This is a genomic window from Rodentibacter sp. (assembly GCF_057314195.1).
This window is the reverse complement of the sequence record NZ_DBHLAM010000021.1, coordinates 14293-27562: the sequence shown is the minus strand read 5'-3', so window position 1 is coordinate 27562 and position 13270 is coordinate 14293. Positions and strand designations below refer to the sequence as shown.

General features: G+C 42.6%; 12 protein-coding genes, 1 tRNA gene and 1 pseudogene (1 of these 14 cut by a window edge). 7 read left to right on the top strand and 7 right to left on the bottom strand.

Annotated features, from left to right (window positions below; translation table 11 throughout):
- The 7 genes and pseudogenes from ACO59Y_RS02405 to thrS all read right to left on the bottom strand — a co-directional run.
- Window positions 1–43, bottom strand: a tRNA-Met gene (locus ACO59Y_RS02405) (it extends 33 nt beyond the left edge of the window).
- A gap of 131 nt (window positions 44–174) precedes the next feature.
- Window positions 175–309, bottom strand: a complete 135-nt coding sequence (locus ACO59Y_RS02400; protein ID WP_373604287.1) for a hypothetical protein — start codon at window positions 307–309, stop codon at window positions 175–177.
- A gap of 11 nt (window positions 310–320) precedes the next feature.
- Complete coding sequence (locus tag ACO59Y_RS02395) at window positions 321–1049, bottom strand: BUD32 family EKC/KEOPS complex subunit (RefSeq protein ID WP_486130310.1); 729 nt, start codon at window positions 1047–1049, stop codon at window positions 321–323.
- Window positions 1050–1211: 162 nt separating this feature from the next.
- Complete coding sequence (gene qseC, locus ACO59Y_RS02390; RefSeq protein ID WP_486130308.1) at window positions 1212–2585, bottom strand: quorum sensing histidine kinase QseC; 1374 nt, start codon at window positions 2583–2585, stop codon at window positions 1212–1214.
- On the bottom strand, window positions 2566–3243 hold the full coding sequence (locus ACO59Y_RS02385) for a response regulator (protein ID WP_486130306.1): 678 nt from the start codon (window positions 3241–3243) through the stop codon (window positions 2566–2568). Before ACO59Y_RS02385 ends, qseC begins: the two co-directional genes overlap by 20 nt.
- 69 nt (window positions 3244–3312) lie before the next feature.
- A complete protein-coding gene (locus ACO59Y_RS02380; protein WP_486130304.1) occupies window positions 3313–3681 on the bottom strand; it encodes a YgiW/YdeI family stress tolerance OB fold protein in 369 nt (122 codons plus the stop codon).
- Between the two features lie 194 nt (window positions 3682–3875).
- Window positions 3876–5637 (bottom strand): annotated as a pseudogene (gene thrS, locus ACO59Y_RS02375) (threonine--tRNA ligase).
- A gap of 294 nt (window positions 5638–5931) precedes the next feature.
- Between thrS and ACO59Y_RS02370 the strand changes: the two are divergent.
- The 7 genes from ACO59Y_RS02370 (at window position 5932) to hybO (ending at window position 13269) form a co-directional block, all read left to right on the top strand.
- Window positions 5932–6516 carry an FMN-dependent NADH-azoreductase gene (locus ACO59Y_RS02370; protein ID WP_486130302.1) on the top strand — a complete coding sequence of 195 codons (585 nt, stop codon included), beginning with the start codon at window positions 5932–5934 and terminating at the stop codon, window positions 6514–6516.
- Window positions 6517–6632: 116 nt separating this feature from the next.
- Window positions 6633–8192 carry an anthranilate synthase component I gene (gene trpE / locus ACO59Y_RS02365; protein WP_486130300.1) on the top strand — a complete coding sequence of 520 codons (1560 nt, stop codon included), beginning with the start codon at window positions 6633–6635 and terminating at the stop codon, window positions 8190–8192.
- Between the two features lie 12 nt (window positions 8193–8204).
- The gene (locus ACO59Y_RS02360; protein ID WP_486130298.1) at window positions 8205–8792 is read left to right on the top strand and encodes an aminodeoxychorismate/anthranilate synthase component II; all 588 of its coding nucleotides are present in this window, start codon (window positions 8205–8207) and stop codon (window positions 8790–8792) included.
- Window positions 8793–8864: 72 nt separating this feature from the next.
- Window positions 8865–9251 carry a tautomerase family protein gene (locus ACO59Y_RS02355; protein WP_046949276.1) on the top strand — a complete coding sequence of 129 codons (387 nt, stop codon included), beginning with the start codon at window positions 8865–8867 and terminating at the stop codon, window positions 9249–9251.
- A gap of 16 nt (window positions 9252–9267) precedes the next feature.
- Window positions 9268–10269 carry an anthranilate phosphoribosyltransferase gene (gene trpD / locus ACO59Y_RS02350; protein WP_486130295.1) on the top strand — a complete coding sequence of 334 codons (1002 nt, stop codon included), beginning with the start codon at window positions 9268–9270 and terminating at the stop codon, window positions 10267–10269.
- Window positions 10270–10366: 97 nt separating this feature from the next.
- Entirely contained in the window at window positions 10367–11800 is a 1434-nt protein-coding gene (gene trpCF, locus ACO59Y_RS02345; RefSeq protein ID WP_486130293.1) for a bifunctional indole-3-glycerol-phosphate synthase TrpC/phosphoribosylanthranilate isomerase TrpF, read from the top strand.
- Window positions 11801–12117: 317 nt separating this feature from the next.
- The gene (gene hybO / locus ACO59Y_RS02340) at window positions 12118–13269 is read left to right on the top strand and encodes a hydrogenase 2 small subunit (protein ID WP_486130291.1); all 1152 of its coding nucleotides are present in this window, start codon (window positions 12118–12120) and stop codon (window positions 13267–13269) included.
- Window position 13270: the final 1 nt, after the last annotated feature.

Genomic DNA, 13270 nt, shown 5'->3' with positions numbered 1-13270 from the left:
CGGGTTATGAGCCCGACGAGCTACCAAGCTGCTCCACCCCGCGTCCGAAATATGCGGCGTATTATAATGAGCGAAATCAAAAGATCAAGCGATTTTTACGAAATCTTCAAACTTTTGTAAAACCTTAAAATTTTGTATTGTTAAACGGTTAACATACGACGTGCGGTTTTTTGCTTAAAAACCCATCCCCGTACCGATACCTAAACCGACGCCCACGCCGTTACTACCGCCCCCGACGCCAATGCCACCACCAAACGAACAAGCGACTAAAAAAGCCGACAATACTAAAACAGAAAAGATTTTTTTCATGGTGCTTCCTTTTAATGAATAAGTTCAAACAAACGATAAATTGCAATTAAATCTTTTTTTGCGAAGGGTTTGAAAGGAAAAAATAAATAATAGAGCCAACGAAAACGAGCTAAATAATTGATCATTATCGCCCAATTTCTCCCATTACAATGGGCTTGATAATAAGTGACAATTTCCGTTATCAGGCGGTCAGAAATGGAATCTTCACGGCACAAACTATTGAAAAAAAATAATATATCGCGCGTTATCAACCAATCGTTATTTTGACTGTTCGAACGAGATTCAAAATCTAAAAACGTAATTTTGCCGTTATTCCACGTAATATCACGTACTGCCGGACGTCCGTGAACAAGCCCCCGCTGATGTAAGTCGATCAGCGCTTGAGCTGCATCGGACAAAATACGAAATTTTTGTGCCTGCGAAAGTGCCGGATCGTCCATCCAATGAGAAATGCTAAAACCCGCATCCTCCAGTACAAAAAAATCATCGCCGTAATAAACCACATTGGGCACTGGCGCTTGTTGTCGCGCTAAATCAAGCAACACGTGCAATTCATTAATAAACGATTGTTTCGGATTCGGTTTTAACAGCAACCAAATGCCGGACAGTTTTTCCGGCTGTTTCAACCAAAAATCCCGTCCTTGATAACTAAATTTATAAACTCTGCTATCTTTATGCACATCTCTTAGTTGATCAACATAGGCGCGAAAGCTCGCATTCATTATTTCCACTCCAATCATTCAGATTACGACCGTTCCTAAAAAAGGTTCGCTATTGTACGGATTTATTTTTATCTTTCAACTTAGTGCGCTCACTCAATTACGGAAAAACGTTTAACTCCTCCGAGAGCACCGCATTGAACGCACGCAAAATAACGAACGAATAGGCAAATAAAGTGCTGATTATTTCGCGTCGAAGGAATTTAACGAAATGACAACTTTAAAACCAATCACCTTGCCGCTAGCCGTAACATTTTCCAAGTGAACCTTAAAACGATGTAATTCGGCAATGCGAAAAACGATCGATAATCCCAGCCCGCTTCCCTTTTCATTTTGTCCCGCGGGTCGATAAAAACGTTGTCCCAATTGCATTAAATCGGTTTCCGATACACCGCCACCGTTATCTTCTATCACGATATGATCTTTCGTTAAGATTATTTTCACATAAGCGCCGGATTTCGCATATTTAATCGCATTATCAATAAGATTTCTTAACATTTGATAAATCAAAAGCGGCTGCCCCTTAAGAGGAGGCGGGATGCCTTTTTCTTCAAAAATTAACTCAATGTCGTATTTTTGCGCATTGAAATAAAGCTCGCCAATTAAAGAAGAAATCGTTGCTTGCCAATTTATCGGCGCAACACCTTCCAATTCCTGTAAATTGTCCAAGCGGGACAACATTAAAAGCTGTTCGATTAATTGGGTAGCGCGATCTATGCCTTGAGTTAAATTGAGCAATGCCTGAGCGCGTATTTTTTCATCATCACCGGCAAGTTGCGCCACTTCCGTTTGAATGCGTAATGCCGCAAGCGGACTGCGCAATTCGTGCGCTGCATCGGAAATAAAGCGTCGTTCTCTTTGCAACATTGCCGATGTACGCCCTAAAAATTGATTTAAATTTTGAACTAAAGGTAAAATTTCCGTCGGAATTCGTGTCGTTTTAAGCAACGAAACATCGTCCGGCCGTCGTTGTTGAAGTTCTCGACTTAGGTGTTTTAACGGCATCAGTTCTCTTCGAATAAACCATGCCAAAATTCCTAACAAAAGTGGCAAACCGGTAAACCAAATCCACATTTGGCCGAAAATCATTTGATTGACCAATTCTTCACGATATTCCAACTCTTGCCCCACGACGACAATTAAATTGCCGCTTCCGACGGGTTGCCAAAATAATCGCCAATCATCGTCATCGCCTTCAATTTGATTTTGACTGAAGCCGATTTTCGCTTCAAAAATAAATCTGTCGCCGTTATCGCCGTCACTTAATACGCGTTTTCCTTCCTTGGTAAAAACCGCAAAAGCCAGCGCATCGTCATCATAATGCCTTTTATAAGGCTTAAAACCACCGTAATGGGAATCCGTTGACCGGTTTAATAACAAATGTTCCAAATCAGAACTTGCCAAACGTTCGGCAAAAAGGATTTGTTGCGCATCAAATACATCATTGACTTCTTTCTTCGTTTGTAGCCAAGCGACGCCTGTTGCGATAAGCCAAATTAAACACGAAGTCGCAGATAAAATTAGTATCAAACGAAAATTAAGACTTTTCTTCGCCATTTTCCTGTCCCAACGTATAACCCACACCGTGAACGGTACGGATAAATCGTTTACCCAATTTTTGACGAAGATTATAAATATGTACATCCAAGGCGGCACTACTAATATCTTCATCCCAAGTAGATAATTTTTCTTCAATCACGGAACGCGAAAGTACGCGATCTTTGTTTAGCATAAATAACTCGAGCAATTTATATTCTCTGGCGGTTAAAGAAAGCGCTTTGCCGTTCAGTTCAATGCGGTGCTGATTTTGATCCAGAACCACATTCAAGTGGTTTAATCGCGCCGCACTATGTCCACAACTACGACGAATTAAAGCCTGCAGACGCGCTGCGACTTCGGCTAATGCAAAAGGCTTGCAAAGATAATCGTCCGCGCCTTTCTGCAAGCCTTTTACTCGTTCATCTAAGGCATCTCGAGCCGTTAAAATAAGCACAGGCACAGTCTGATTATTGGCCCGCCATTGTTGTAATACCTCTAATCCGTCCATTTTAGGCAAAGTCAGATCCAATACCACCGCGTCATAAGGCGCCGAATCAAGTGCTTGCGCACCGGTTTTCCCGTCGGTAAACCAATCGACAACAAAACCGGATTGACTTAATCCAATTTGTAACCCGTTACCGATTAGGGCATCATCTTCAATTAATAAAATTCGCATAATATCGATCGCACTTTACTCGTTAATCCAAAAACAAAATGGTGAGCATTATACTCACCATTTTTCATCTTAGTTCGCTTTTTCTAAGCGATACACTTCAACTTCTGCTTTCTCAAAGGCTTCGTTATCTAATTTTCCACTGATACGGATTTTATCTTGCGGCCCAACGTTTAAGCCGTTCCATACGCGTTTTTTGATTTCTACTTTAATTTGCTCAGAACCATCGGTGAAAAGATATTCGTCATCATCAATTTGCTTAGTGATATTTCCTACTAAAGTTACCATTGAATTATCTTTTGCGGATAAGGCTTGTTTCACGCTGATAACTTCTGAGACCGGTTGTTGGAAGCCGCCTTGAGTACCGGTGTTATCGTTAAAACCTGCAAATGCACTTGAAGTTGTGATTGCCAAGATTGCCGCTAATGTTAATTTTTTCATAAATTTTCCTCTAAATAAAAGTTAATAGGTTGGTTTATCAAAGCACCATCGCTTTGTTGAGATGAATTAAACAATATAAATCTTAAGTAATTCTTAAGAAACCGTCACTTTTTTTTAATTAAGAAAAAAGGCTGGCAAAGCCAGCCTTTTCAATGCGTCAATGCGGTGCTAAAACCACTAGTGAAAGAAGAATTTTACTCTTCGTTTAACAATTTCAGTTCACGGTTGCGAACTTGATTTTTCAAGATTTCCGCAAATTCTTCTACCGTAAATGTACCTAAATCCGTACCTTTACGAGTACGAACGGCAATTTTGCCTTCCGCCACTTCTTTATCACCACAAACTAACATATAGGGCACGCGACGTAAGGTGTGTTCACGGATTTTGAAACCCACTTTTTCGTTACGAATATCCGATTTTACGCGTAAACCGGCATGAGAAAGGGTTTTCACCACTTTTTGCACATAGTCTGCTTGGCTATCGGTAATATTCATCACTATTGCTTGAGTCGGGGCTAACCAGGCTGGGAAAAAACCGGCGTATTCTTCGGTAATGATACCGATGAAGCGTTCAATTGAACCTAAAATTGCACGGTGGATCATCACCGGTGTTTTGCGGTTGTTGTCTTCCGCAACATAGGTTGCGTCTAAACGCCCCGGCAAGGCAAAGTCTAATTGTACCGTACCGCATTGCCATTCACGACCTAAGCAATCACGCAATGCAAACTCAATTTTCGGGCCATAGAAGGCACCTTCGCCCTCTTGAATTTCATATTCAAGACCATTGTGTTTTAGCGCGTTGGCCAATCCGGTTTCCGCACGATCCCACATTTCATCCGCGCCAATACGTTTTTCCGGACGGGTTGAAAGTTTCACGTAAATATCGGTAAAGCCAAAAGTACTATAAATGTCGTAAACCATTTTAATACAGCTGGTTACTTCGCTTTCAATTTGGTCTTCAGTACAGAAAATGTGGGCATCATCTTGGGTAAAACCGCGCACACGCATTAAACCGTGCAAAGAACCTGATGGCTCATTACGATGGCAGGAACCAAATTCCGCCATACGGATCGGTAAATCACGGTAAGATTTCAAACCTTGATTGAAGATTTGAACGTGTCCCGGACAGTTCATTGGTTTAATCGCATATTCACGGTTTTCCGATTGGGTGGTGAACATTAAATCACCGTAGTTTTGCCAGTGCCCGGTTTTTTCCCACAACACGCGATCCATCATAAACGGACCTTTTACTTCTTGATAATCGTATTCTTTTAATTTAGTACGTACGAAGGTTTCCAATTCAGATACGTTGTAACATTTTATTTTTACTGTCACCACGCCAGTACGCACCTGCAATTTTCATTAGTTTAAAGTGGTGGCAAAAACGCATATTAGGTACGTGCGGGCCGCGGCACATATCGATATATTCTTGGTGATGATATAGCGCCGGCGTTGCAGTGCGTTCGATGTTTTCATCTAAAATCGCCATTTTGTACGGTTCACCGCGTTTTTCAAAGGTATCGCGCGCTACTTGCCAACTGACGCGTTTCTTTACCACGTCATAATTAGTTTTCGCCAATTCCAACATGCGTTTTTCAATTGCATCTAAATCTTCTTGGGTTAAAGAACGGTCTAAATCCACGTCATAGTAGAAGCCGTTTTCAATCGTTGGACCGATTGCCATTTTCACATCCGGGAATAATTGTTTGATTGCATGACCAAGCAAGTGTGCGCAAGAGTGGCGGATAATTTCTAAACCGTCTTCATCTTTTGCAGTAATAATTTCTAAAGTTGCATCTTGCTCAATAATGTCACACGCATCACGGCGTTCACCGTTTACGCGACCTGCAATGGTTGCTTTGGCAAGGCCTGCTCCGATATCTTGCGCCACTTCAAGCACAGAAACAGGACGATCGAATTGACGTTGGGAACCGTCAGGTAAAGTAATAATTGGCATTGTTTTTTCCTTAATACAGTGGTCACCCATACGAAAGGTGACGTGTTCGTTTAAAAATTTTACAAAACTAACCGTACTTTTTCGCCGAATCCGCTTCGCTCCTACTATTGAACGGCAAAACTCGGGATAAAAGTGCGGTCGCGGATTTTATCATTTAATGTGTGGCTTGTTAAATCGTGCGCGCATATTTTCCGAAAATGAAAAAATACTTTTCGTAAATAAAACTTTATCTCTGAAAAATAATCGCTAGAATGAGCGCACTTTTTTACTCCCCATTATTTCAAAGGAAACAAAATGAGCAACGTACTAGTCTTAAAATCCAGCATTCTTGCGGACAATTCTCAAAGCAACAAATTAGCCGATTATGCTATCGAAAAATTACAAGGCAATAACATCGTAGTACGTGATTTAGCGCAAAACCAATTACCGCAATTTGATGCAACTGCGGCAACAGCCGTACGCGGTGAACCAAAAACCGATGAAGAAAAACAACTTCTTGCGCTTTCTGACAAACTCGTTACCGAATTAAAAACGGCAGATGTCGTTGTAATCGGTGCACCGATGTACAACTTAAATATCCCGACACAATTAAAAGCTTATTTCGATTTTATCGCACGCCCGCGTGTAACCTTTCAATATACTGAAAACGGTCCTCAAGGTTTATTAAAAGGCAAAAAGGCCATAGTGTTATGTACATTCGGAGGCTTATATGATGAAAAAAATACCGTTACTCAATATATGAAAGCGATTTTAGGCTTTGTGGGCATTACGGACGTGCAATTTGTCTATGCGCAAGGTATTGGCTTCGGTGCCGAAGCAATTGAGAAGGCCATTCATCTCGCTAAAGTGGAAATCAACGATATTATTCGTTCACTTTAATCTCTTCATTGTAAAGCCATCCTTATGATGGCTTTATTTTTAAATTTTGAAAATCCGCTTGACTTATTTCTTTTGTACTAGTCTAATAGTACAAAATTTCAAAAAAGGATTTCATTATGTCACATCATGCTTTTATTGCGGTGACCACGCAACCGGTTCCTTACCATGCAGATACCACCGCAATCTTTAATACCCTTTGCAATCATCCGAATACGCTCCTCCTCGACTCCGCTGAAATCGGCAGCAAAAACAGTTTACAAAGTCTGATCTTAATTAACGCCGCAGTAAAAATTAGCTGTTTAGGTCACAACGTCACATTTAAAGCCTTAAACGCTAACGGCAAACAAGTTTTAAAAGAAATCCAGCCGATTTTAACCGCACTTACGCAATCAAAAGGCAGTGAAAGAGCGGTCAATTGTGACGATGAATTTTCTGTGGATTTTGCGCCGCTGGATAATCAATTAGACGAAGACAGCAAACTCCAATCTGCGACAATTTTTGACGGTTTGCGCGTGATTTCCAATCTTTATCAACACAGTCAAACGCCGGTATTCTTAGGCGGTTTGTTTGCTTATGATTTGGTCGCCAATTTTATTCCGATGAACGGGATTGCATTAAAAGACGATGGCATTCATTGCCCGGATTACAGTTTTTATCTTGCCGAACATCTCATTACGATTGATCACCAAAGCCAACAAGCCACGCTAAAAAGTTTTTGCTTTGCGCAAGAAGAACAAGTGAATGTGGCGAAAACCGCCCTTTCCATCGCACAAAATTTAAAAAATATCGACAATGTGCTTTCCATTAAATCTGCTAGCGATGAAGTGAAAACCAATTTTGACGATCCGGAATTTACCGGCATTGTAAAAGCCTTGAAACATCATATTAATATTGGCGATGTGTTCCAAATTGTACCCTCTCGCCGTTTCTCTCTTGCCTGCCCGAATGCGCTCGCAAGTTACGCGCAACTTAAACAAAATAACCCAAGCCCTTATATGTTCTATATGAATGATGAAGAATTTATTTTGTTTGGCGCATCACCTGAAAGCGCGCTCAAATATGCGCCTGAAAATCGTCAATTAGAAATCTACCCAATTGCCGGCTCACGACCGCGTGGTTTTAATGCTCATGGCAATATTGATGCGGAATTAGACGCCCGTTTAGAACTTGAACTTCGTCTTGATCACAAAGAACAGGCGGAACATTTGATGTTGGTGGATTTGGCGCGTAACGACATCGCGCGCGTATGCCAAAGCGGTACGCGTAAAGTCGCTGAATTAATGCAGGTGGATCGCTATTCCCACATTATGCACTTGGTTTCGCGCGTGGTTGGCAAACTTCGTCCTGAATTGGATGCCCTTCACGCTTATCAAGCCTGTATGAATATGGGGACGCTTACCGGCGCACCGAAAATCAAAGCCATGCAGTTAATTTATCAGTTTGAGCAACAAAAACGCCATAGCTACGGCGGCGCCGTGGGTTATCTCACATCCGACGGGCGTTTTGATACCTGTATCGTGATTCGTTCTGCCTTTGTGCAAAATGGTATTGCCCATGTGCAAGCGGGTTGTGGTGAAGTGTTGGATTCCGATCCGCAAATGGAAGCGGACGAAACCCGCCATAAAGCCGCTGCGGTATTAAAAGCCATTCGTCAAATCAATACACAAGCAAAATAAGGAAGGCAAATTATGGCAAATATTCTTTTTTTAGATAACTTTGATTCCTTTACTTACAATCTTGTGGATCAATTCCGTGTGTTGGGGCACAACGTGAAAATTTACCACAACGACTGCGATTTGGATCAGCTCGTGAGCACCGCATTGAACACGCCTGATACCGTGCTTGCGCTCTCCCCCGGCCCCGGTACACCGGCAGAAGCAGGGATTTTATTGCCGTTAATCGAACGCTTGAAAAATCAGGTACCGATTATCGGCATTTGCTTAGGTCACCAAGCCTTAATTCAAGCCTTTGGTGGAAAAGTAGTTCATGCCGGTGAAGTGTTACACGGCAAAGTATCTCGCATTACGCACGACGGCGAAGCTATGTTTAAAGATCTTGCCAACCCAATGCCGGTGGCGCGTTATCATTCCCTAATGGGGCAAGACTTACCGCCGGAATTTATCGTGAACGCAGAATACAACGGCATTATTATGGCAATCCGCCACCGTGAATTACCGATCTGCGCCTTCCAATTCCACCCGGAAAGCATTTTAACCGTGCAAGGATCGCAGTTATTGCAACAATCGATTGAGTGGTTGTTGAATAGATTAATGTAGGGCGGACTTCAGTCCGCCGAAAATAATTGATAACAACGGCGGACTTTAGTCCGCCCTACCAAGGAAGAAAATATGATCACCGTATTCGGACTCAAATCCAAACTCGCTCCACGTCGTGAACAACTGGCAGAAGTCATTTACAACAGCCTTTATCTCGGCTTAGATATTCCAAAAGGCAAACACGCTATTCGTTTTTTATGTTTAGAAAAAGACGATTTCTACTACCCTTTCGATCGTAGTGATGATTACACCGTCATTGAAATCAACTTAATGGCAGGCCGTATGGAAGGGACAAAAAAACGCTTGATCAAAATGCTGTTCAGCGAACTTGAATACAAACTCGGCATTCGCGCTCATGATGTGGAAATCACCATTAAAGAACAACCGGCACATTGTTGGGGCTTCCGTGGCATGACCGGCGATGAAGCGCGTGATTTGGATTATGATATTTATGTTTAAGAAAAAGGAATAATTTATGCAGCACGACCAATTATTAGAACAACTTTATAACGGAAAAGCACTGGATAAAGCAGAAAGTGCGGCCATTTTTAATGCCATTATGCAAGGTGAATTGAATAACGAACAAATCGCTGCCATGCTCATCGCTTTAAAAGTACGTGGCGCAACCATTGATGAAATCAGCGGCGCAGTTGAGGCTTCGTTAAAAAATGCGAAACCTTTCCCGCGCCCTGATTATCCTTTTGCGGATATTGTGGGCACAGGCGGTGACGGTCAAAACACCATTAATATTTCTACCGCAAGTTGTATTACCGCTGCCGCGATGGGCGCGAAAGTCGCAAAACACGGCAATCGCAGCGTTTCCAGTAAATCCGGTGCGAGTGATGTGCTTACCTCATTAGGTGTCAACGTCAACATTTCTCCTGAAACCGCACGTCAAGCCTTAAATGAAATTGGCGTCTGTTTCTTATTTGCACAGCAATATCATTCCGGTTTCCGCCATGTGGCACCGGTTCGCGCGGCGTTAAAAACACGCACGATTTTCAATATTCTCGGCCCGCTCATCAACCCGGCTCGCCCAAATTACAGCCTGCTTGGCGTGTATGCCCCTGAATTAGTTAAAACCTATGCGGAAACGGCCGTGGCATTAGGTCATGAACATACTTTTGTGGTGCACGGTTCCGGTTTGGACGAAGTGGCGTTACATGGTGAAACGCAGGTGGCAGAAGTGAAAAATGGCAAAATCCACTACTTTATTTTAACCCCGGAAGATTTCGGCTTGAAAACGCAATCCCTTGAAAGCTTACGTGGTGGCGAACCGCAAGAAAATGCCCAAATGCTGACCGCACTTTTACAAGGCAAAGGCAAACCGGAACACGCTAACGCTGTTGCTGCCAATACCGCGCTATTGCTTAAATTGTTTGGTCATCAAGATCTTAAACAAAATACGCAAAATGTGTTGGAAACCTTGGCAAGTGGTAAGGCGTTTGAAACATTGCAGAAATTGACGCAGTATTAATTCGTAGGGTGTGTGGATTTGTAAAATCCACGCACCATTTTGTTATTCGCGTGCGTGAAATGTACCATTTCACACACCCTACCGGAAAGGTAACATAATGATCACCCAAGACTTCTCCAAACCTATTGATTCCGCCACCGTGTTGCAAAAAATCGTACTCGATAAAGCCGCGTGGGTAAAAGCCAAAGAAGCGTCATTTCCGCTTTCGGCATTTCAAAAAAACATCACAAAATCCAACCGCTCTTTTTATGATGCGTTGGCAAAAGGTTCTCATACAAAGCCGGTTTATATTTTAGAATGTAAAAAAGCCTCCCCTTCTAAAGGGCTGATTCGTTCGGAATTTAACTTAGAAGAAATCGCCAACGTGTATAAACATTACGCATCCGCCATTTCTGTTTTGACTGACGAAAAATACTTCCAAGGGAATTTTGAATTTTTGCCACAGGTGCGCAATATCGTCAGCCAGCCGATGCTGTGCAAAGATTTTATGATCAGCGAATATCAGGTTTATCTCGCACGTTACTATCAAGCCGATGCAATTTTGCTCATGCTTTCCGTGGTGAATGATGAAACCTATCGCGTGCTTGCCGATCTCGCCCACTCCTTAGGCATGGGCGTGCTGACCGAAACCAGCAACGAAGAAGAATTTGAACGCGCCCTTGCGCTCGGTGCAAAAATTATCGGTGTGAATAATCGTGATTTACATGATTTAAGCGTGGATTTAAATCGCGTGGTAAAACTCACGGAAAAATATGCTGATCGCATTCCTGCTGATGTGCGTATTATCAGCGAATCGGGCATTTACAATCACCGCCAAGTTCGTCAATTACAAAAAGTTGCGCACGGATTTTTAATCGGCAGCAGTTTAATGGGAAGTCGTGATTTAAATAATGCGGTTCGCGCCGTGATTTTCGGGGAAAACAAAGTATGCGGTTTAACGCGCGCGCAAGATGTCAAAATCGTTTACGAAAACGGTGCACTTTACGGCGGATTAATCTTCGTCGAACATTCCAAACGTTGCGTGAGTTTACGTCAAGCACAAGAACTTGTGACAGCAGCTCCCCTTCATTTTGTGGGCGTATTTCAGAATCAAGAAATTGATTTTATTGTGAAAATCGCCCGGCAATTACAACTTTACGCGGTGCAACTGCATGGCTCGGAGAGCATCGAATTCAGCACCGCATTGAAAGCCCGATTAGGAGGCCTCTGTCAAATTTGGAAAGCGGTTTCGGTGAATACAGAAACCAAAAACGCGTTTGATTTTGCCGATGATTTGAATATTGAGCGTTACGTCTTCGACAGTCAAACCGCCGGACAACAAGGCGGCACCGGCAAAACATTCGATTGGTCGTTGATTCCTGAAAACTTAAAACACAAAATTATTTTGGCCGGAGGAATTTCGCCGGATAATGTGGAGCAAGCCATTCAGCAAGGTTGTTTAGGTGTGGATCTGAACTCCGGCGTGGAGAGTTCGCCAGGTATAAAAGACAAAACCCAAATACATTTAGTTTTTCAGAAAATTTTCGCTTAAATCGCATTTGAATATTTACTGAAAGAAATTAACGAATTTGTTGAACTCTCAAAATAGCACCGCATTGGAAGCCATTTCAATGCGGTGCTATTTTGAGAGTTCGATAAGAAAGAAATTATTTTGGGCAAGCTTTTTATCATTCGTTGAATATTTTATGTAAATAACAATTAATCGCATTTACACCGACATTTTATTTACAATTTGAACATATTTTTTACAAAATGTGTTTTTTCGTGATAACGATCAAATTTTTTATAATTAAATGCATATATCATTTTGCAATGGCCATAAAAAATGTGTGTCTTTGGAGTGATACTATGAACAATAACGAAGGCGTTTTTTCTGCTCTTGCGGATATTTCTCGCCGTGATTTTATGAAATTATGTACCGCACTTGCAGCAACGATGGGCTTAAGCTCAAAGGCCGGTGCAGAAATGACCGCGGCGATGACTTCGCCTTCACGTCCTCCTGTGTTGTGGATCGGCGCGCAAGAATGTACAGGTTGTACAGAATCACTATTACGCGCAACCCACCCTACCGTAGAAAATCTCGTGTTAGATTTGATTTCCCTTGAATACCATGAAGTGCTTTCAGCAGCATTTGGCGAACAGGCGGAAGAAAACAAACACAATGCAATTCATAAATATCACGGTAAATATGTACTTGTGGTAGATGGTTCGATTCCATTAAAAGACGGCGGTATTTATTGCATGGTCGCCGGAAAACCTATCGTCGAACATATCCGCGAGGCGGCAAAAGGCGCAGCGGCAGTGATTGCAATCGGTTCTTGTGCCGCGTGGGGCGGCGTACCTTCAACCGGCGGCAATCCGACCGGTGCGGTAAGTCTTGCAGAATGTTTACCGAAAGGTACACCGATTATCAATATTCCGGGCTGTCCGCCAAATCCTCACAATTTCTTAGCAACCGTCGCTTACATTATTACTTATAAGAAATTACCGGCAATGGATAAGTTAAACCGTCCGTTGTTTGCTTATGATCGTTTAATTCATGAGAACTGCTACCGTCGGCCACATTTCGATGCGGGGCGTTTTGCTAAAGAGTTTGGCGATTACGGGCATCGTCACGGTTGGTGTTTGTATCACCTAGGCTGTAAAGGGCCGGAAACCTACGGCAACTGCTCTACTCTTGAGTTCTGCGATGTGGGCGGCAATAACTGGCCGGTGGGAATAGGTCATCCTTGTTATGGCTGTAACGATAAAGGTATTGGTTTTACTAAAGGTATTTTCCAGTTGGCCAACGTTGAAAATCCAACACCGCGCGTTGAAAAACCGGATGTCAATAATACGGAAGGCGAAGGTGCAAGCATGACCGCTATTGCGTTATTAGGTGGCGCAGCCGCCATTCTTGCCGGCGTGAGCGTAGTGACGTTGCGTGAACTCAGCATCCAACATAATGCACGCAAAAAAGCCAATGCGGAACAAAACGAACGCCAACATACAGGTAAATAAT

Coding starts and splice junctions, on each gene's coding strand:
- ACO59Y_RS02400 (WP_373604287.1), bottom strand. CDS start 309: ATGAAAAAAATCTTTTCTGTTTTAGTATTGTCGGCTTTTTTAGTCGCT.
- ACO59Y_RS02385 (WP_486130306.1), bottom strand. CDS start 3,243: ATGCGAATTTTATTAATTGAAGATGATGCCCTAATCGGTAACGGGTTA.
- ACO59Y_RS02395 (WP_486130310.1), bottom strand. CDS start 1,049: ATGATTGGAGTGGAAATAATGAATGCGAGCTTTCGCGCCTATGTTGAT.
- ACO59Y_RS02370 (WP_486130302.1), top strand. CDS start 5,932: ATGAGCAACGTACTAGTCTTAAAATCCAGCATTCTTGCGGACAATTCT.
- qseC (WP_486130308.1), bottom strand. CDS start 2,585: ATGGCGAAGAAAAGTCTTAATTTTCGTTTGATACTAATTTTATCTGCG.
- trpE (WP_486130300.1), top strand. CDS start 6,633: ATGTCACATCATGCTTTTATTGCGGTGACCACGCAACCGGTTCCTTAC.
- ACO59Y_RS02380 (WP_486130304.1), bottom strand. CDS start 3,681: ATGAAAAAATTAACATTAGCGGCAATCTTGGCAATCACAACTTCAAGT.
- ACO59Y_RS02360 (WP_486130298.1), top strand. CDS start 8,205: ATGGCAAATATTCTTTTTTTAGATAACTTTGATTCCTTTACTTACAAT.
- trpD (WP_486130295.1), top strand. CDS start 9,268: ATGCAGCACGACCAATTATTAGAACAACTTTATAACGGAAAAGCACTG.
- ACO59Y_RS02355 (WP_046949276.1), top strand. CDS start 8,865: ATGATCACCGTATTCGGACTCAAATCCAAACTCGCTCCACGTCGTGAA.
- hybO (WP_486130291.1), top strand. CDS start 12,118: ATGAACAATAACGAAGGCGTTTTTTCTGCTCTTGCGGATATTTCTCGC.
- trpCF (WP_486130293.1), top strand. CDS start 10,367: ATGATCACCCAAGACTTCTCCAAACCTATTGATTCCGCCACCGTGTTG.